This window comes from Algoriphagus yeomjeoni (assembly GCF_003259505.1).
Lineage (GTDB): Bacteria > Bacteroidota > Bacteroidia > Cytophagales > Cyclobacteriaceae > Algoriphagus > Algoriphagus yeomjeoni.
The window spans coordinates 198,631-217,239 of sequence record NZ_QLLK01000001.1; the positions used below are offsets into that span (position 1 = coordinate 198,631).

18 protein-coding genes and 1 riboswitch are annotated in these 18,609 nt (G+C 41.0%); of the genes, 8 read left to right on the forward strand and 10 right to left on the reverse strand.

Features of this window, described 5'->3' with window-relative positions; all coding sequences use genetic code 11:
* Positions 1-64 precede the first annotated feature (64 nt).
* Entirely contained in the window at positions 65-1,174 is a 1,110-nt protein-coding gene (locus LV83_RS00780; protein WP_111609617.1) for a Na/Pi symporter, read from the forward strand.
* Here the strand turns inward: LV83_RS00780 and deoC are convergent.
* Positions 1,156-1,830, reverse strand: coding sequence for a deoxyribose-phosphate aldolase (gene deoC / locus LV83_RS00785; protein ID WP_111609618.1), 675 nt, complete (start codon positions 1,828-1,830; stop codon positions 1,156-1,158). The genes LV83_RS00780 and deoC overlap by 19 nt on opposite strands.
* On the reverse strand, positions 1,823-3,031 hold the full coding sequence (locus LV83_RS00790) for an NAD(P)-dependent oxidoreductase (protein WP_111609619.1): 1,209 nt from the start codon (positions 3,029-3,031) through the stop codon (positions 1,823-1,825). The genes deoC and LV83_RS00790 overlap by 8 nt, the downstream gene beginning before the upstream one ends.
* Positions 3,032-3,148: 117 nt before the next feature.
* Here LV83_RS00790 and LV83_RS00795 point away from each other — a divergent pair, with 117 nt between their 5' ends.
* Positions 3,149-3,727 (forward strand): methyltransferase family protein, encoded by a 579-nt coding sequence (locus LV83_RS00795; protein ID WP_111609620.1) that lies wholly within the window; start codon positions 3,149-3,151, stop codon positions 3,725-3,727.
* A 64-nt stretch (positions 3,728-3,791) separates the two neighbouring features.
* Here the strand turns inward: LV83_RS00795 and LV83_RS00800 are convergent, their stop codons facing one another.
* From LV83_RS00800 to LV83_RS00810, 3 genes are read right to left on the reverse strand one after another with little or no spacing between them, the layout of a single operon-like run.
* Positions 3,792-4,394: a trimeric intracellular cation channel family protein gene (locus LV83_RS00800; protein WP_111609621.1), complete on the reverse strand. Its 603-nt coding sequence runs from the start codon at positions 4,392-4,394 to the stop codon at positions 3,792-3,794.
* Positions 4,395-4,405: 11 nt separating this feature from the next.
* The gene (locus tag LV83_RS00805) at positions 4,406-5,029 is read right to left on the reverse strand and encodes a class I SAM-dependent methyltransferase (protein WP_111609622.1); all 624 of its coding nucleotides are present in this window, start codon (positions 5,027-5,029) and stop codon (positions 4,406-4,408) included.
* On the reverse strand, positions 5,016-5,918 hold the full coding sequence (locus LV83_RS00810) for a patatin-like phospholipase family protein (protein WP_111609623.1): 903 nt from the start codon (positions 5,916-5,918) through the stop codon (positions 5,016-5,018). Before LV83_RS00810 ends, LV83_RS00805 begins: the two co-directional genes overlap by 14 nt.
* A gap of 60 nt (positions 5,919-5,978) precedes the next feature.
* Here LV83_RS00810 and LV83_RS00815 point away from each other — a divergent pair, with 60 nt between their 5' ends.
* From LV83_RS00815 to LV83_RS00840, 5 genes are all read left to right on the forward strand, one after another.
* Positions 5,979-6,401, forward strand: a complete 423-nt coding sequence (locus LV83_RS00815) for a VOC family protein (protein WP_111609624.1) — start codon at positions 5,979-5,981, stop codon at positions 6,399-6,401.
* Positions 6,402-6,410: 9 nt separating this feature from the next.
* Entirely contained in the window at positions 6,411-7,469 is a 1,059-nt protein-coding gene (locus LV83_RS00820) for an aminotransferase class I/II-fold pyridoxal phosphate-dependent enzyme (RefSeq protein WP_111609625.1), read from the forward strand.
* 322 nt (positions 7,470-7,791) lie between these two features.
* Positions 7,792-8,028, forward strand: coding sequence for a hypothetical protein (locus tag LV83_RS00830; protein WP_111609627.1), 237 nt, complete (start codon positions 7,792-7,794; stop codon positions 8,026-8,028).
* Between the two features lie 21 nt (positions 8,029-8,049).
* Entirely contained in the window at positions 8,050-8,316 is a 267-nt protein-coding gene (locus LV83_RS00835) for a hypothetical protein (RefSeq protein WP_111609628.1), read from the forward strand.
* 84 nt (positions 8,317-8,400) lie between these two features.
* A complete protein-coding gene (locus LV83_RS00840) occupies positions 8,401-9,795 on the forward strand; it encodes a hypothetical protein (protein WP_111609629.1) in 1,395 nt (464 codons plus the stop codon).
* Here the strand turns inward: LV83_RS00840 and LV83_RS00845 are convergent.
* From LV83_RS00845 to LV83_RS00855, 3 genes are all read right to left on the reverse strand, one after another.
* On the reverse strand, positions 9,792-11,999 hold the full coding sequence (locus LV83_RS00845) for a DUF5916 domain-containing protein (protein WP_111609630.1): 2,208 nt from the start codon (positions 11,997-11,999) through the stop codon (positions 9,792-9,794). The genes LV83_RS00840 and LV83_RS00845 overlap by 4 nt on opposite strands.
* A 93-nt stretch (positions 12,000-12,092) precedes the next feature.
* Positions 12,093-12,524 carry a secondary thiamine-phosphate synthase enzyme YjbQ gene (locus LV83_RS00850; RefSeq protein ID WP_111609631.1) on the reverse strand — a complete coding sequence of 144 codons (432 nt, stop codon included), beginning with the start codon at positions 12,522-12,524 and terminating at the stop codon, positions 12,093-12,095.
* Positions 12,525-12,616: 92 nt separating this feature from the next.
* Positions 12,617-13,462, reverse strand: a complete 846-nt coding sequence (locus LV83_RS00855; RefSeq protein WP_111609632.1) for a fumarylacetoacetate hydrolase family protein — start codon at positions 13,460-13,462, stop codon at positions 12,617-12,619.
* A 159-nt stretch (positions 13,463-13,621) separates the two neighbouring features.
* A riboswitch (TPP riboswitch) is annotated at positions 13,622-13,718 on the forward strand.
* A gap of 136 nt (positions 13,719-13,854) precedes the next feature.
* On the opposite strand from LV83_RS00855, the gene LV83_RS00860 reads away from it, so the two are divergent.
* A complete protein-coding gene (locus LV83_RS00860; protein ID WP_111609633.1) occupies positions 13,855-16,245 on the forward strand; it encodes a TonB-dependent receptor in 2,391 nt (796 codons plus the stop codon).
* 122 nt (positions 16,246-16,367) lie between these two features.
* Here LV83_RS00860 and LV83_RS00865 read toward each other — a convergent pair whose 3' ends face one another.
* On the reverse strand, positions 16,368-16,880 hold the full coding sequence (locus LV83_RS00865) for a hypothetical protein (protein WP_111609634.1): 513 nt from the start codon (positions 16,878-16,880) through the stop codon (positions 16,368-16,370).
* Between the two features lie 522 nt (positions 16,881-17,402).
* A complete protein-coding gene (locus tag LV83_RS00875) occupies positions 17,403-18,470 on the reverse strand; it encodes a Fic family protein (protein WP_111609636.1) in 1,068 nt (355 codons plus the stop codon).
* Positions 18,471-18,609 lie beyond the last annotated feature (139 nt).

The following is an 18,609-nucleotide window of genomic DNA, read 5'->3' on the forward strand; positions in this document are numbered from 1 at the left end:
TAATTCATAAGCCCTTAACCCTTAGATAAAATAAAGTATACAGAATAACTTCTGAATCTAATAGATGGAGAGCTTAGAACCGGAAAAAGAAAAAGTAAATAAGACTAAAAGCTATGTAATGATGCTTTTGGCTCTTCTGTTATTCATCTTCGCGATTGATTTGCTCACTGTGGCAATGAGCCATTTGAACAATGACGTGGCAGAAAATATCCTTCTTGCTACAAGAAACCCCTTTGTCAGTCTTTTCATTGGCCTTCTAATGACTGCCCTTATCCAGAGCAGCTCCACAGTGACCGCCAGCATAGTCGCAGTAGTCGCCGCTGGCAACTTAACCTTAGAACAAGCTGTACCGATGGTCATGGGTGCCAATATAGGAACGACTTTAACCTCTACGCTGGTTTCTCTTTCCTATATCATGAACAAGAAGCAATTCAAGCGTGCCCTATCCGCGGGAATGCTGCATGATATATTTAATATTTTCACAGTTGTTCTTCTCCTTCCACTTGAAATATATTTTGGTTTTTTATCCAAAATTTCGATCCAAATAGCCGATTTATTCATTCCGGATGAATCCTACTCAGGGCCGATCGTTTACAATAAAGTTTTTACCAGACCGATCTCTGAATGGATCACGAGTACTATAGATATTCCATTCCTAACAATGATCCTTTCAATCTTCTTGGTTTTTGCAGCTATTAAGATCCTGTCCACATCGGTGTATAAGGCATTCGTTCTCAATAGCTTTCAGGATATCAACAAGCTGATTTTCAAGAATCCCTACATGGCTTTTATCTATGGGACTTTCTTCACTGCGGCGGTGCAGTCTAGTACAGTGACTACTTCACTGGTAGTACCCTTGGTGGCGAATAAAAAAGTATCCGTGAAAAAGTCTTTTCCCTTCATCATCGGGGCCAATATAGGAACCACCATTACCGCAGGAATTGCTGCCATTTATAAGACTGAAGCTGCTATAGCATTGGCAATAGTTCACTTCCTATTCAATTTGATTGGAGCATTGATTTTCCTTCCATTTCCTACCGTCAGGAATATTCCTGTGATTCTGGCTTTGTATATGGGCAAAAAGTCTGTTAAAAGTAGGTTCTTAGGTTTTGCTTATATCCTGTTGACTTTCTTCATCATTCCTTTTTTGCTGATTTACTTCAGTAACGATTGAGAATTTCTCCAAGCTTCCATTAATGCTTTTGCAGAGCTGCTGCCCAGCCTATCAGCACCCGCTTTAATAAGGTCCAGTGCTAAGTCTAGCGTTTTGATTCCACCGCTTGCCTTGATACCTAGTGAAGAAGATAAATTTTCCCGCATCAATTTGATATCCTCCACTTTGGCTCCATGTGAAGCATATCCAGTGGATGTTTTCACAAAATCAGCCCCAGCATCCTGACAAATCATGCAAGCTTCCACAAGTTGCTTTTCATTCAAATTGGCTGTTTCAATGATGACCTTTAGAATTCTTTCTTCCTCATGGCAAATCTTTGCTATCTGCGCGATTTCAATTTTTGGCCAATTCATCCCCGAATGATAGGCCGTTTGGGACCAAACCAAATCCAGTTCATCTGCACCTTGTCGGATCGCTTCCTTAGTTTCAAATACTTTGGTAGCTGTGTCGCTATATCCAAAAGGGAAGCCGATCACGGTTACTAGCTGAATATTCTCTTCCCCTAATTCCCTACGGACTTTTTTCAGCCAAAATGGAGGCACACAGACTCCTACAAATTGCTCATCAATTGCTTCTCTGACTAATAAATCCACTTCAATTCCAATCATAGTCGGCTTTAAAAGAGTGGATTCTAAAAAGCGATTCAGCTTATTCATGTTGATTTACAAATTCATTCAAATAAATAAACTCAATAGTCAAGTCACCATCCCGAGCAACTGTCGCCCGCTCCAGAATCCCGGAATTATCTTCCAATAGTGCAGGAACCACCCATTTTATCAATTGAATCCCAAATTCCTGACTTGCCTCTCGGGGTAGCTCACAGGGCAAATTGTCTATCGCCATGACCGATATACTCGTCTGACTTCCAAAGGCTGGAATTTTCTCACCCGTTTCACGGTCTACATCGTAGACTGGATCAGTGATCGTGCTGGAAGTAAGTGTAGTCGGAATAGATCCACCCACATCGCAGCTCACATCTGCAATCACCGATAGTTGAAAATCCTCTCCTGCGATATCCTTCAATTCAAATAACCTTGGGGCGTCTGGATCCCAGTAAGCTCCAGAAATAAGTATCTCGCCCGCTTCTGCAAACTTCTGAAAATGGCTTTCATATTTCTCAGGAAAGGAATGGAATTCCTGTTTGTCATACCCTCCATCTGATTTTCTTCTATTATAGTCCGATGAGCTCAATTGTACATAGACGGGCTCATCAAAGTACGCATGCAGAAAATCATGTACAGAAACCTCCCGTATTTTCATAGCATTCAAGATCTCCAAAGCTCCTCTTCCTACGCGACCAGATCCGGTGAGGATAATTTTCACTGGGGGCAATTGAACCTTTGCAAGCTCAAAATGAAGCTTCTTCAGGTCTGCACATTCATTTGCCCGCTTAATCTCAAAAAGGTCTGTTTTCTTTCCATAGGTCCAGAATGCATTGTAAGCTCCTACGATTCCTGCCCATCTTCCGAAAGCTACCACACGATTTCCTTCCTCATTTTTCAAAACCTCATAGTCAATCAGTCGGATTTTTTTGTCCAGGACAGCTTGGAGCAGTTTTCTATTGTAGGCTTGCTTTTTGATCGTATGAGAAAAGAAAAAATACGTCTTCTCCTCTAGCAACTGGTCAACGGGAACTTCCTTCACACCAAAAAGAACATCACAATCTGAAATATCATCAACTACTTCTATCCCTAAATCAATAAATTCCTGATCTGTGAATGCCCGGAAAGGACTGGCTTGCACTTGTACGCTAATCTTACCGGCATATTCCTCCTGAATGCTTTTCAGTTGCTCCGGCGTAAATGGAACACGTTTATCAGGTGGGTTTTTTCCTTCGCGGATTATTCCGATTTTCATATTTTTATAATTTGATCTTTAATGGCCATCCCTCTGTAAGCTGCTAAGCGTCACGCCTGGATCGGGCAGGCTCGATTTCATAAAAATTATAGTTGCTTCAAAATTTAATATACTTCAATGAATTATGTACTGCTAGCCCTGAGCTGGATCATATTTTACACACTACATACCCTGCTGGCAGCATCCAAGTTAAAAAGAATTTTGGAGGTAAAATGGGGAGGAGCTTACAAATGGTACCGTTTAGTCTACACCTTAATTTCCCTGATACTTTTATTTGGTATCATGATTCAAGCAGTCTTAATTCCGAAAACTACATTGATTCCAAAAAGCGACTTTACAGATTATCTGGGATATATGCTTGCAGGATTTGGGACGATCATTGCTACCAAATCAAGCAAAAACTACTCAATAAAGCGCTTTCTTGGAATTAAACCCAGCTCAATGGATTCTGAAGAATTGATTACAACCGGTCTTTATGCCAAGGTCCGACATCCGCTCTATTCTGGATTGGTGTTGATTTTTCTTGGGTATTTTCTATTCGCAGGGACGATTAGCTCTGTAGTTCATCTCGGTTGTTTATTGCTCTATTTACCACTTGGGATATACTATGAGGAAAAAAATCTGATTGTTCAGTTTGGAGAAGCCTACCAAAAATACAAGGCAGCAGTCCCCGCAATTATCCCAAGATTCTGGTAACCAATGCAAGTTTTGATCTGGACAATTGAAAATTGAGCCTTGAATTTGTCAATTGAAAATTCCTCTAGTCAAGCCTAGGCAAACTCAACTTATACTTTACAGAAAGCATCCTGATTGCGATGATTACAGAGATAGAAATCAATAAATTAATATCCCGAGGGACCTGGAAATAATTCAGAATCAAATAAACAATCGCACCCGCTAGGCAAGCTGAAGCATAGACTTCCTTTCGAAATAATATAGGAATTTCATTCGTCAGGGTATCTCTGATCACACCACCCATCACGGCAGAAAACATCCCCATAATAGCCGCGATCTCTGGCCTCATCCCGAGACTCAGTGCTTTTTCAACACCTAGAACGGTGAAAAAAGCAATCCCTAGTGTATCAAAAAGAAAGAAGGTTTTGCGAAGCTTACTTAGGAATCTTGGAAAAATAAAAGCCCCTAAAACTCCAAGAAGAATAGCATATAGAAACATTACATCCGCTATCCAAACTAGTGGATAACTATCGAGCAAAATATCTCTGAGGGTACCACCACCTATAGCCGTAATAAACCCAGTGAATCCTGCACCAAACATGTCGTGCTCCCGCTCCCGGATCGCCAAAGCCCCGGAAATCGCAAAAACAAAAGTTCCAACCAGTTCTAACCCGTATTGTAAATCCATAGTCTCAGCTTTCAGTTTTCCATTTCTTTTTGCATCACGAAAACTCCCATTTCCCTTTGCTCCAGCACCAAAACGGTTTTGGGTGTTTCCAAAAAGGTCAATCCAAGTTGCTCAAATTTCTCTAGGTGCGCTTCAGTCAGTAAAAACCTTTCAGAACCATCAGGAAGCAGATATTTTCCACCTCCAAGGTCTTGGCTTTTTCCCAAAACACCTCCAAAAGCTGTGGTCATTCTAAACCATAAAATTCCGCCTGACTTCAGCACTCGGAGCATTTCATTCATCATCTGCCAAAAATCACTTTCATCATGCGCGAAGTGTAAAACTGCTGAGCAAATAACTGCATCAAAAGCTTGATTATGAAATGGTATTTCCTCCAATCCAGCCAGCTGAAACCTATGGGCATCATAGTTCTTGTCCAGACTTTTTGCCATGAATCTGCAGTACTGAATCGCAGTCTCATTCTGATCAATTCCAAATAGCTGATAGCCTTCATTGATGAAATAGACAGCATTTCTTCCCTCGCCGCAGCCAGCATCTAAGATTCTCATTTCCGTAGAAAACCTTCCCTTCAGAATCTGATCCAGTAGGTAGATGTCGATATTTCCAAGCAATTTATTGAGTTCAGAGATATTCATTTTCCCATTTGTCTAAGGCTTGAATTGCTTTTTCTCTCCCAATTTCTATCAGTTCTTCCGCTCTATGAAACTCTAAAGTTCCAGCCTGATTTCGGGCTATTTGAATGGAAATATCAACCTTCTGTTTTTCAATCAACAAGGCAGAGAATCGATCTTGTAGCAAATCAAAGGAGCGTGTCATTAGGCTAATAGAGCTGAGCGACGTTTTCTTTTCTTCTTTGACCTGCTCGGGAAAATACTGACGCATTTTAATGCGATAATCAGCTACCCAAGCTGGCATGGAAATAAAGCTTTTGCCAGTTGCATCTTTTTTAGGTGGAATAACTAATTCAGAATCACCGGCATTTAATCCCACTACCACGATCATATTTTCCTCTGACTGCTTCAAAAGTGACAGTGGAACAGGGTTTAGCACTCCGCCATCAATTAATTCCTGACGATGAAGTCGTGCTGGCTGAAAAACGGTAGGAATGCTTCCGGAAGCACGAATAGCAGCATATAGACTGCCCTCGCTAAAAACCACTTCCTTCCCACTGATGTAATCTACCGCATTGCAGTAAAATGGTATCTCAAAATCTTCTATTTGGCAGTCTTTGATCACTTTTTTCAGAGCATTATATACTTTTTCACCCTTGATAAATCCCCTGCTTGAAAAGGTAAAATCCATCAAAGAAAATACGTCCAGCCGATCCAAATGGCAAATCCAATCTTTGAATTCGGGCATTTTCCCAGCGGCATACATCCCGCCAACGAGCGCCCCGGCTGAGCAACCAGCAATCTCAGCTATGCGATACCCCCGTTTTTCCAGCTCTTCGATCACGCCCACATGCGCTAATCCCCGCGCTCCACCGCTGCTCAAAACCAATGATACAGATTTACTTTTCTTCATATTATTTAGGGAATAAACAACTAAATTGACGCCATAAAACCCTCAACGAAAGTACGCATTATGAGCCAATTTAAACCCTTCCACCTCGCTTTCCCGATTAGGGACATCGCAGAGACACGTGAATTCTACGGAGATCTTCTTGGCTGTGAGATCGGTAGAAGCACTGACAAATGGATAGATTTCAACTTCTTCGGCCATCAGTTATCCGCCCATATTAAGCCTGAAGAATTGGCTAAAGCGAATACAAATGCAGTCGATGGCAAAAATGTCCCTGTTCGGCATTTCGGAGCTATTCTGCCTTGGCAAGAATGGCACGAATTGGCTGATAAATTAAAGGCGCATGGAATTGAATTTGTGATCGAACCCTACATTCGATTCAAAGGGGAAGTTGGCGAGCAGGCGACGATGTTCTTTCTAGATCCTTGCGGAAATGCGCTGGAATTCAAATCCTTTCAGGATGAAACTCAGATTTTCGCCAAATAAGCATACACATTGAAAAATCACTACCTAGATACCGGAATTGGAAGAATGGTAGAAATAGAGGGCAGAGAGCATCTTTATTTCAGCGGAACCTCCTATCTGGGAATGGTTCAAAACAATGATTTCCTGGATATTTTGGCTGATCGACTGTTTGATTTTGGCTCCAATCACGGACAAAGCCGAATCAACAATATTCGACTACTGATTTTCGACGAGTTTGAAGAGGCCTTTGCAGCATCAGCTGGCGCTCCTGCCGCGGCGGTTTTTAGCTCGGGGTATCTGGCAGGTATCGCCGCATGGAAATCCTGTCATAAAAATGCTGATGTAATCTGGATCGCTCCTGATGCCCACTCAGCGATAGTACCAGATGATTTATCCCCCTCTACTCAATTAAATTTTACACAATGGAAAAACTCCTGCTTAGAACAGTCAGAAGAACTTTCTCCTCGTAAAATCCTTTTGATTGGAAATGCCTTAGATCCTTTTCTCTGTGAGATCCACGACTATAATTGGGTGAAATCCATTGCTAAAAAACATGAAGTCACCTTGCTGATAGACGATAGTCATGCCTTTGGCACCATAGGAAAAAGTATCTATGGTACCTACGAAAACTGGGATGACCCGAATATCAACCTTCTGGTGACTGGCTCACTTGGAAAAGGGCTGGGTCTTCCCGCAGGAATAATTTTAGGAAATGAAATTCACATAGACTCCATCAAGTCAACTCCGCTATTCGGAGGTGCATCTCCAGGGTCACCAGCGCATCTGAGCGCTTTTTTGGATATGGAGCATATTTATTTGGAGGCGAAAAGCTGGCTGGAAGACGCCTGTGGAATATTCGCTCAAGAGACGGCAGAAGTATCGCAAATCAGTGGCAGTAGAGTATTTCCAGCATTTCCTTATGCAGATTCATCTTGGGTCAAAGAGTTTGAAAAAGCAGGTATTATCACCTCGTCCTTTCCTTACCCTACAGCGGAAAGTCCATCTGTGAACAGAATCGTGATTTCCGCCTTTCATGAATTAGGGGATATCATGTATCTAAATCAAATTATTCAAGGTTTGGTGAGGTAAGTGATAGAAGTGCGATTTTTCTTCCCTATTTAAATCGATAAATTTAAGAACCATGGTTCCCTCAAAGGCAAAAGAAAGATTCGAAAAGCATTTTACTCCGTACCTGAAGTATTGGTATAGACTCATCCTTCCGAGTGCGGTCTTCTTCGCCTTGACAACTCATTTCACGATTAACCGAGAAATCTCCTGGGAATTTATTAGCGACAGGAGCTTCTATTCTACCTTCATTTGGTACCTTATTCTCACTACAATTTCCAACTATTACGTCTTTTATCGGCCTAACTTGAGATATCATCAGAGCGCAGGTAAAAATTCAAATTAAATGAAAAAACCACCTTTCCTATATCGTTCCTTTTTCAATTTCTGGCTGGTTTATATCCTTCCTGCCAGCATTCTCACGATTATCCTCACACAGCTTTTCAAGGGTTCCATCAGCTGGAATTTCTTCAAGCTTCCATCTACCTATGTCAAAATGCTGATATTTCAGGTGATTTTTGGGTTGTGGATGTACTACAGAGATTATAAGCCAAAATCGAAGCAATTTAAAGATGGCGTATGATCAGCAAATCAATGCGGGAAAATGAAAAACAGTAAGACAAATAATCCTTCTACTAATCAGAAAACCCCTTTTCTGTATCGCTCCTTTTTCAACTTCTGGATGGTAGTAGTTTTGCCTGCCACAATCATAGCTCTGATTATTTCCAAGCTCTATTATAACAATACCATCAATCTAGAACCTCTAAGAGAACCAAACACCTGGTTTTACTTTATAATTCTGCAAGTTTTTGTCTCGTTTTTCACTTACCTGTGGGTGTATAGGTTGAAGGCAAAAAAGTACCGAAAGTAGGCTTTTGTTAAATCTCCCAAAGATTAATTCCTCATTTGGAGACAACTAGGCATAACGATGTAATTTTAAGCAAATTCAGACTTAATGAAAACCTCCATTTTAGCTTTTCTAATTCTCTTCTCCGCATTTTCCTGCCAGTTCCCGCATTCAGAAGAAGTCTCGCTTTTTGAAAGCTTGGAAAAATTGCCTTCCGTTGCTGTAACTGATCTCGCCGACTTTTCCTTAGGAAACGAGCATATCCTAATCAGCGGAAATCGGCAGGCAATCACCTTGGAAAGCATACAATTGTTGAGTGCCTTCAATGCGGCTATTAAAACGGAGACTGAGACAATTTGTCTGGAAAATCCAACTTCAATTACCAAATATCCTTTTGCTGCAAAGCTATTTTATCCACTCGAAAATCAAGGTTTGGAAGTAAGTCAGCTACAAATTATCAGTAAAGATAAGCTAGGAATCTCGCTACTTTACTCCATCAGGAATGTGGATAACTCTGCGAAAAGCGTTAAGTTTCAGTTTCAAGCGAATACCGGCCTCCAACCTAGTGTATTGAAGGACAGTACTTTTGGCGTCAACGCAGCAGACCAGATAATTTTTGATGAGTTGACTGGAATTTTCACCGCAAAGGATGAGGCAAACGATTGGTACGCAGTCTGGGGAAGCTCTCAGGATTTTGTAGTGAGTCCGATTAATTCAGATTGCACACCAGAAATCTCCGTATTGGGGGCCAGCGCTGGATTAGAAATTTCTTTGGAAATGGCAGGAAATGAAGAGCGAGTGATTCCTATTTTCATCGCCGGTTCTGACCAAGGAGAATTCACGGCCATTGAAACGTTGATTGATCTTCGGACTGATGTCCACACAGATTGGGACCAGAACTTTGCTTTGATAGATTCTCTGCAATCCACTTCCAAAATCACCATTCCTGATCAAGAAATACAGGAAGCTTATGAATGGAGCAAGTACAAAACGGGGTTAATGGAATTTGCAAAAGGATTAAAACGAGTTGATGGGGGATTAGACGACTCAGATGAGCTATTTAAATTTATTCAATTAGTAAGTAAGGATTTCGTTGAAAAGGTAGATCAGGAAATTTTCTTAACAAGAGGACCGAGACACTTAGCGCCAGGGCACGTTATGATACAGCCTTTACTTTTTATTACTCATTTAGGAATACTGCCTGACCGAGAGAACCGTGTGACCTACATCCGTCCAAATTTGCCAGCAGGTTGGGAGAAGGCTTCAATAGAGAACCTATGGATTGATGATAATCAAATCAGCATTTACATCAATTCTACGGATAACCAAATGACCGTAGAAGTCACCCAAACTCAGAAGAAAGCTGGTATTTCCATCGAGATTCCAGATAAATACACCAAAGTAAAAGTGCTAGGCAAGGAAGTCAGTAACGACACCAAAGACGGTTTCCGCAGAATATTGATGACTGGCGATCACGCCAAGATTGAAGCTAGAAAGGATTAGAGATTTAGCCAATAATTCAATTTAAACACCAAGGAGCGCTGTTTGGGAAGTAAACTCTCCGGGAAATAATTATCCGTATATACCAAGAAGAAATCTGAAACTGGAGCAAATCTCCACTGCAATCGGGTGTTTATATTCAGGTTATCGATCTGGTTATTGTACTGAATAAACGTTGTCCAAAATAGACTTTTAGTAAATGTCAAATCGATTCGTGGTCCAACTAACACCAGATCAGCATCGTTTTGAGGTGCTGGAAGTCTAATTCGTGCATAGTTGAAATTCATGGAGATATTCGCTTTGTAGCCAATTCGCACTGCCATTTCACTTTCTAGTTTTTGGTAGTTACCTGTGTAGTATTGACCACCTTCAGCTGTCAGCGTAACATTGAAAATATTCCTGGGGTTGCTTTTATACTCTAGCTGTAAGGTTTTGGTAGTATAATCGGTACCGGCTAATAATTTCTCTCCTCCAGTTCTAGTTGGATCAAAATCCTGAAATAAATACACATATCGGTTTTTTTGGGTTAGTGTGACTTCGGAAAAAGAGTTAAACTGAACCTTATAGCTCAGGTTAATATCTCTGTCAGTTGTGCCTATCGTCTCATTCCAATAGCCCTCAAATTCGACTTTGGGCCCATGTCTATTAATCAACCGAGATTGAGGATAAAATAGGTAGGAAACATCTGGGTTGAATCGCTTGAAATTTGACCTTGGTAAGTAACCAACTTCGGGATTGAAATCCTTTCCAATATCCTGAAAACTCGCACTCCAAGCCCAATGAATATCACTAAAAAGCATGTAGGCATTGAGTGAATAAGGTTTTTCAGTATCTCTAGATTCAAACGTCCTATGATAAAATGCCTTACCTGTCCACTTCCCATTCGCTGAATTGAGGTTGTAATCCAGACCCAAGAGTCTGTTGTAATCCGTGGGATCAAATAGAGATTGATATTCATCTTGCGCTAGTGATTCCTTGTCCACGTAAATCAAGCCTACATTCGATCTGGCAAAAACCTTCTTTTGAATCGCTAATACAGAAAAATTCTTCCCGGTAATCCCAGCTTCCTCCTCAGTTGCTGTCTGCATATTCATGGCACCTATCCTCCAGTTTTCATTGATTTTGCCACTCAGTCTTGCGCCGTAGATTATCTTGCTTTGCACATTTTGTCCTGTAGACGAATCTATATCCACCCCAATTCTTCTGGAGAAAAAAGGTCTGGAACGCATTTGTCCGAAGCTATCAAAGAGGTCAGCATTTTCCAGAAAAAACTGCCTGCGCTCTGGAAAGAAGATCTCAAATCGATCCAGGTTGGTCACCTGCTGATCTACCTCTACCTGAGAAAAATCCGGATTAAACGTTAAATCCAGATTCATCGCTGGTCCAAGGCCAATTTTTGCATCCCCACCGACTGCAGGTTTAAATTTTTCGCTGGTATTTTCCAGGTAATTTTTTGAAGTTTTGCCTGCCACATAAGGGATCAATGAAATGTTGGCTGATGTCTTCCTAAGGGGCTCCTCAAAAATCAACTTCCTGTTGAATGCTGTAGATATTATTGAAAAGTTTCTTGGAATAGGAGACCAAGTACTTCTTTCTCCTACATGGCTATCAATTCGATAAAAATTAACATTCCAGTTTTGAGCACCATCTTTAAATCGTAGTGTGGATAAAGGAATAATCACTTCTACCTGCCAGCGATCCTCAAATATCTTTGCCTCCGTATACCATTTGTTGTCCCAGGCTAAGCTCAAATCTTCAGATTTGGAGCCTCCATTTGATAGTAATCCTTCTCGTTGAACTCCATAAGGGTTTACCCCAAATTGGAAGGCATTCGTTTTGTCGTTGAAAGTGTCAAAAACAAATGTGATCCCGTCGTTCTGTTGTCCTCTATAATCGCGACGCAATGAAGTTGAAACATATTCCCTTGGTTCGTTATTCTCCATTATCGCTGCCAAGTAAAGGTTATTCTCATCAAAGGCAATCTTGACACGGGTTCTAACCAACGCCAGAGAAGTATCCGAGGGAAAATATTGCATAAAATCCGTACTCCAGCCATGATCACCCCAGATTTCTTCAGCTAAGATGCCATCAAGGACGATAGGCTCAGTTAGCTTAAAAGCAAAGGCGTTTGATTGTTCAAACTTTTGGGCGCAAAGATTGTATTGGACAAGGGTGAAAATTACAAGAAGAGGTAATAATTTTGTCATCAGCGATTATTCGAAACAAAAATATGCGCTGGCGTGATTTTTAAATCTTTTATTATATCAATGGTGGTAATCAGGTCTATTCGAAAAATTTGGCTAAATACTTTCCCCAAAAGCCGTAAGTATCAAGCTTCTACTCCCTCCGTTTCTCCGAAATTCACAGAGATAAATTCCCTGCCAAATTCCTAGGTTGAGTTTTCCACCAGAAATGGGTATTTGTAAGCTTGTGTCAAAAAAACTGGCTTTAATGTGCGCAGGCATATCATCCGGGCCTTCGTATGTGTGGATAAACCGTGGATAAGATTCTGGAATTAAATCATTTACGAAAGTTTGAAAGTCTTTTCTGACTGTGGGGTCAGCATTTTCATTGATTGTCAAGGCTGCTGAAGTATGCTGGATAAACACCTGCAAAAACCCAGTTTTAATCCGGGAAATTTCTGGAATCGCATCTTCTATTTTATCAGTAATCAAATGATAGCCTGATGGAAAAGCCGGCAAACGAAGTTGGTGCTGGAAAAACTGAGTCATTTCTAAAAGTAAGAAAAGCACCAGTGTACTCAAAAAAATGAGTAACCTGGTGCTTTGTCCATATGTTTGAAAATGCTTTTGAAATTCAAATTCTAGATCTTTTCAATGAAATTTTCCAGCACTCCAACCTCATCAATTCCAATTCTGACTTTGTCTCCCACTTCTAACGTGAAATCGTCCGGCACGATTCCCGTGCCCGTCATCAAAAAGCACCCAATCGGAAAAGTATTTCCTCGGAACAGCCAGCCTGCCAATTCTTTCGGCTTTCGCTTCAGCTGTGTCAGAGGCGTTTCTCCAACAAAAGCCAATACATCATCCCGGAATATTTCCAAGCGTATATTTGCCGTTTCTTCGATAGCCTTATCTGTGATGAAAAGGCAAGGGCCAATCGCCGCACAGCCCGCATAAACCTTCGCCTGAGGCAAATAGAGCGGGTTTTCTCCCTCAATACTTCTACTGCTCATGTCATTGCCGCAGGTATATCCTTGGATTTTTCCCGACGGAGAAACTACCAAAGTCAATTCGGGTTCCGGCACATCCCAAGTAGAATCTTTACGGATATTTACGGCTGATCCCGGTGCTGAAACCCGACTGGCAGTAGCCTTGAAAAATAGCTCTGGTCGATCTGCGTTATAAACTTTGTCATAAAAATCTGCTCCACCTGCATCTTGGGATTCTTCCATTCTGGCGGTCCGGCTACGGAAATATGTCACGCCTGCAGCCCAGATTTCCTGGTTTCCCATTGGGGCCAAAATCCCTTTTTCAAGTAGTGACTCAGCCTCCTCAGAAGATATTTTCGTCCAGGATTTGGATTTAGATAATAAGTGATCTTTTAGGTTTTCTTGGGCTAGCAAGACATCCCAGTCTAATTCAGGGCCCAAGAATACTTGGTTCTCCTGCTGCAAAAGTGTGCCTGAAGGCAGTTTGTATATTTTCATAGGTCAATAGGGTTTGGCTAGAAATTTAGGAAAAAGATTTGAGAGATGAATAAAAGATCAGTTATGAAAGTCCTGAAACAATCGCACTTATCGACTTTTGACAAATTAATTTTCTAATCAGCAGATTTGCTTAGCAATTTTTCACACTTACCTTTGCTTCTAGATCATAGGGGGTGCCTTAACAAAACGGGCTGAGATCATACCCATACGACCTGATCCGGGTAATGCCGGCGAAGGGAAATGAACAAGCGTAGCAACAAATAAAATCAAACCGATGAAGCGGTACCCTTCTGGATTTTCGATTTTGTCATTGCTACAGGGTAAACAAATACGGTAAGCTTCCCTAGAGCTTTCTCATGTTTCACTCAATCTTCCGAAAGGGAACATTACACATGAAAAAAGTACTATTAAACGTGGCATTTTGCCTGTTTACAATTTCCGTCTGGGCTCAGAATAGCATCAGCGGTAAAGTATTGGACGCTAACACCAGCGAACCATTAATTGGAGCCTCAGTTTGGACCGAAAAACAAGGTCGAGGAGCTGTTACGGACGCAGATGGAAATTTCACCATTACGAAATTAAATGAAGGAGAGATTCAACTCCGGGTCTCGTATGTAGGCTTTGAAACACTTCAAAAAAGCCTCAGCGTGCCTTTGGCAGGAGAATTAAGGCTGGAGCTTAATCCAACAGACCTGCTTTCTGAAGAGTTTATTGTGTCTGCCACAAGAGCATCTGCCACGACTCCAACCACATTTCAGACGATAGATAAGGAAGAGCTTGCCAAAAGAAACTTGGGACAGGATATTCCTATTCTTTTGAATTTCACTCCGTCCGTGGTTACGAATTCAGATGCAGGAGCAGGAATCGGCTACACCAGTATGAGCATTCGAGGATCAGATCAAAGTAGAATCAATGTGACAGTGAATGGAATTCCCATGAATGATGCGGAGTCGCATGGTGTTTTCTACGTCAACATGCCGGATTTTGCATCCTCTGTGGACAACATACAGATTCAGCGGGGCGTAGGAACCTCCACCAATGGCGCTGCTACTTTTGGTGCGAGTCTGAATATTCAAACGGATACCCGAAAAGATGAACCCTATGCTGAAATTTCCAATTCTGTAGGATCCTTTAATTCTTGGAAGCATACGGTAAAAGCAGGAACAGGACTTTTGAATAACCGTTTTGCTGTGGATGCAAGGCTTTCCAAAATCACTTCAGACGGCTATGTGGATCGCGCATTTTCTGACTTGAAATCCTTCTTTGTTTCGGGAGGATATTACGGTGAAAACCATGTGGTGAAACTGAATATATTTTCTGGACAGGAGCAAACCTATCAAGCTTGGTGGGGACTCCCAGAATCGAAATTAGAGAATGACCGGACCTTCAATTACTATACCTATGACAATGAGACGGACAATTACCAGCAGGATCACTATCAGCTGATCTATACCGGGAAAATCGGTTCCAATTGGAAAACTAACGCAGCACTTCACTATACGTATGGTCGAGGCTACTATGAGCAATTCCGTGAAGATGATGATTTTGCAAGCTATGCTCTTCCCGATGTGGAAATCGGCGGAGAAATAATTTCCAGTACGGACATTATCCGCAGAAGATGGTTGGACAACGACTTCTTTGGAGGAATAGCTTCTGTCAATTACATCTCTGATAATGGAAAGTGGGATGTCATTTTTGGTGGTGGAGCCAATCGCTACGATGGAGATCATTTCGGTGAAATCATCTGGGCAAGAATTGCGGGGGAGACAAACATCCGGGATCGCTATTATGATAACAATGCCGTCAAAGATGATCGGAATATTTATCTGAAAGCAACACATGAAATTACGCCTGGTTTGAATCTTTTCGGTGATTTGCAGGTCAGAGGAATCAACTACACTTTCTTTGGAGTCAATGACGATCAAAGAATAGTAGACGGAAATGAAACCTATACCTTTTTCAACCCAAAATTTGGATTGAGCTATGAACGAAGCAACGGGCAAGTTTGGTATGCGAGTTATGCAGTGGCAAATCGCGAACCAAAACGTTCTGATTTTACCGATAATCCGATTACTGAAATCCCTAGACCAGAGCGCTTGAATAACATTGAAGCTGGAGTTAGAGCGCAAAAAGGTAAGTTTAACTACAATGCAAATTTTTATTTAATGGATTACCAAGACCAGTTGATTTTGACAGGTCAAATCAATGACGTGGGAGCATATATTAGAGAAAATGTCGCAAATTCTTATCGTGCAGGAATCGAACTATCTGGAGGCTACCAAGTTTCGAAGGCCTTGACTTTGGGCGGAAATTTGACGCTGAGCCAAAACAAGATCAAAGAATTTACTGAATACGTGGATGATTATAGCACAGCAGAATTCCAACAGGAGGAATTTACGTACGAGGATACCGATATCGCTTTTTCTCCAAACACTATTGCGTCAGCGATCATCGAGTATAAGCCAATCCAAAATCTATCGTTGAACTGGATGTCCAAGTATGTTGGAAAGCAATACTTAGATAACTCGGAAAGCGACAGTAGATCACTGGATTCCTTCTTTACCAATGATATCCGAATCAGCTACCAAGTGCAACCGAGGTTTTTCAAAAGTTTAGAGGTAAATCTTTTGGTCAATAACATTTTCAATGAGCTGTATGAACCGAATGGCTACACGTTTAGCTATTTCGTGCCTGGAGAAAGCCAAAAGCAATTGGTAACTGAAAACTACTATTACCCGATGGCGGGAACCAACTTTATGTTGGGATTGAATATGAAATTCTAAAGGGTTTATACTTTTAGTAGCACTGATTTTCCCGAACTTGTTTTGAGAAAATCAGTGCTTTTTTATTACCGCAATAGTGATGTAAGGAGTCGAGATTTAAGCCGTTCAAAAAATTTACTTTTTCAAATTCCTATCCCAATTTTTATTTCCTCCAAGGCTTTCACCGCATCCCTTTCTTGTGTATAATCAAGTACTAAGAATTTGGCCCCATTTGCTAACAAGACAATTTTATAAATAGTGACCAGCCCATTCATTGTAGGTGTAATGCCATTGGGGGTAAAAGATGTTCGAAAAGTGTGATGTATCAATTCTAGATGGTCTATATCTGGGAATACTTCCCATTCGCCAGATTCAAACCAGAGAATCCTCTGGTATTCCTTGAATTTTCTGCTTTGAAAGTCAAAAAGAGTACCTGATCTAAGAGAGCTCAAAATTATTCCAATCAATAATGCTCCGCCACCAACTAATGCAATTTTCAGATTATCTGTATCCAAATCAGCAAAAAATGGTGTAATGATAACGATCACTCCAGAAGCAAGAAGGATCTGGCCAAGTATTCTAGGACCCTTAGTCCCATCGTTTCTACTTTTATAGTCGAAGTGCTTCACGGGTTTTAAATCAGTTTCATTTGACATTTATCTTTTTTATTAATACCAGCGAAATCACAGAATAAATTAGCAAATATTTATACAAATCCTCTGAGAGCGCAAATCGGAGATTGTTTATGAAAGAATATGTTTCCTCATAAAAAACTGAGGACACTAAGTGCATTAATCCAGCAAATAAAAGAAGATGTAAGGAGGAAGTCAGAAATACGAAAAGGAGCCTTTTAAGTAACAGTAGAGAAATTTTGGTCAGCAATGAAAACTTTTTGAAGGTAATACCAGAAAGAATAGCTACTGGAAACACTAAAACCCAAAATAAATTGCGTAGCAGAGGCTCGGAATAATAGTGAGAAAATTGCTGGTTTTCCTTAACCAGTATGTCTTGAAAAATCGTCACCAAAAGCACCAGAACCAAGACGACGAGATATTTCAGCGTCGCTTTGATTCTGGGTTTTTTCTGGAGGATATTCATCTGTTTATGTTCGTTTTTACTTGCTAAAATCTGCCCCGTGAAGAAGGAAACGGGATAGAATGTTGGACACTTTCATAGTGCTAAGCTTTTGCTGTCAGCAGCGCAAAAAGCTTCTCATTCACGTAATAATTTCCTGTCCCCAATTTCTCTTTGCGCAGCACCCTGTCTTCCGCAAGTTTATTGAGGTAATTGGCCGCCGTGATTCTGGAAACTCCAAGATCCCGCACGATAAACTCAATCTTGGTATAAGGATGTTTGAACAGGTTGTTCAACAACTCTTGAGAGTAAAACTTGTAGTTATCCCGAAGTTGAATCTTCATTTCAGCCATCTGAACTTTGAGGTTTTCTATCAATACGATAGTCTCCCGAGCCGTATTTTCCACTCCTGCAATCATATAAGATAACCAATTTTCCCAATCCCCTTTTTCCCGAACACCCTGAAGCAATCTGTAATAATCAGCTTTGTTGCGGATGATATGGCTGCTCAGATAGAGGATAGGCAGCTTTTGCAAGTCACAAAGAATGAGATACAAAATATTCATAATCCTTCCCATACGACCATTGCCGTCATAAAATGGGTGAATACTCTCAAACTGAAAATGAATCACTGCCATCTTTACAAGTGGATCCAGATCGCTTAGTTCCGGATTATTGATAAACTGCTCCAAATTTGACATCAGAGAAATGATTTCATTTGGATCTTGTGGTGGCAAATACACTGTTTCGCCAGTCTGTGCATTTTTCAGCGCAGTGCCGGGAAGCTTGCGGAATCCGGCATTGTTCCCCTCCAGCGTCTCCTGAATCTCTAAAATGATCTGATTGGTCAGCAATCCTTTCTTTTCAACTAACTCAAATCCCCGCTTCATCGCCGCTACATAGTTCTGAACTTCCTTGATTGCCGGCGTCAAAGACTCAAATTCCAGGTCCGACTTGAACAGCTCGTCATGCGTAGTGATGATATTTTCCACGGCAGAGCTGTCCTTCGCTTCTTGAATAGCCAGCGTATTCAGCAAGATCTCATGATTAGGAATGGAGTAGATTAATCCCTTCAGCTCCGCCAAAGCCGCATGTGCGGCAGGCAGTTGCTTGAGAATTGTTCTTGTTTCCAATTCATCAACATGAGGAAGAAGGGAGATTTGCCAGGTCATATGTAAAGATTATTCTATTTTCTTTACAAAGGTACTGGCTTATGTATAGAAAAGCTACAGTTTCTTTACATATGAAAATGTATATGTAAAGATTTTTGCGTTTTCTTTACATAAGGGTAATGATATGTTAAGTGATTTT

Excerpts from the sequence above, each read along its gene's own strand:
- LV83_RS00805 (WP_111609622.1), bottom strand. The coding sequence starts at position 5,029 with ATGAATATCTCTGAACTCAATAAATTGCTTGGAAATATCGACATCTAC.
- LV83_RS00800 (WP_111609621.1), bottom strand. The coding sequence starts at position 4,394 with ATGGATTTACAATACGGGTTAGAACTGGTTGGAACTTTTGTTTTTGCG.
- deoC (WP_111609618.1), bottom strand. The coding sequence starts at position 1,830 with ATGAATAAGCTGAATCGCTTTTTAGAATCCACTCTTTTAAAGCCGACT.
- LV83_RS00830 (WP_111609627.1), top strand. The coding sequence starts at position 7,792 with ATGAAAAAACCACCTTTCCTATATCGTTCCTTTTTCAATTTCTGGCTG.
- LV83_RS00840 (WP_111609629.1), top strand. The coding sequence starts at position 8,401 with ATGAAAACCTCCATTTTAGCTTTTCTAATTCTCTTCTCCGCATTTTCC.
- LV83_RS00780 (WP_111609617.1), top strand. The coding sequence starts at position 65 with ATGGAGAGCTTAGAACCGGAAAAAGAAAAAGTAAATAAGACTAAAAGC.
- LV83_RS00850 (WP_111609631.1), bottom strand. The coding sequence starts at position 12,524 with ATGACTCAGTTTTTCCAGCACCAACTTCGTTTGCCGGCTTTTCCATCA.
- LV83_RS00860 (WP_111609633.1), top strand. The coding sequence starts at position 13,855 with ATGAAAAAAGTACTATTAAACGTGGCATTTTGCCTGTTTACAATTTCC.
- LV83_RS00790 (WP_111609619.1), bottom strand. The coding sequence starts at position 3,031 with ATGAAAATCGGAATAATCCGCGAAGGAAAAAACCCACCTGATAAACGT.
- LV83_RS00815 (WP_111609624.1), top strand. The coding sequence starts at position 5,979 with ATGAGCCAATTTAAACCCTTCCACCTCGCTTTCCCGATTAGGGACATC.
- LV83_RS00845 (WP_111609630.1), bottom strand. The coding sequence starts at position 11,999 with ATGACAAAATTATTACCTCTTCTTGTAATTTTCACCCTTGTCCAATAC.
- LV83_RS00865 (WP_111609634.1), bottom strand. The coding sequence starts at position 16,880 with ATGTCAAATGAAACTGATTTAAAACCCGTGAAGCACTTCGACTATAAA.
- LV83_RS00810 (WP_111609623.1), bottom strand. The coding sequence starts at position 5,918 with ATGAAGAAAAGTAAATCTGTATCATTGGTTTTGAGCAGCGGTGGAGCG.
- LV83_RS00795 (WP_111609620.1), top strand. The coding sequence starts at position 3,149 with ATGAATTATGTACTGCTAGCCCTGAGCTGGATCATATTTTACACACTA.
- LV83_RS00875 (WP_111609636.1), bottom strand. The coding sequence starts at position 18,470 with ATGACCTGGCAAATCTCCCTTCTTCCTCATGTTGATGAATTGGAAACA.
- LV83_RS00855 (WP_111609632.1), bottom strand. The coding sequence starts at position 13,462 with ATGAAAATATACAAACTGCCTTCAGGCACACTTTTGCAGCAGGAGAAC.
- LV83_RS00835 (WP_111609628.1), top strand. The coding sequence starts at position 8,050 with ATGAAAAACAGTAAGACAAATAATCCTTCTACTAATCAGAAAACCCCT.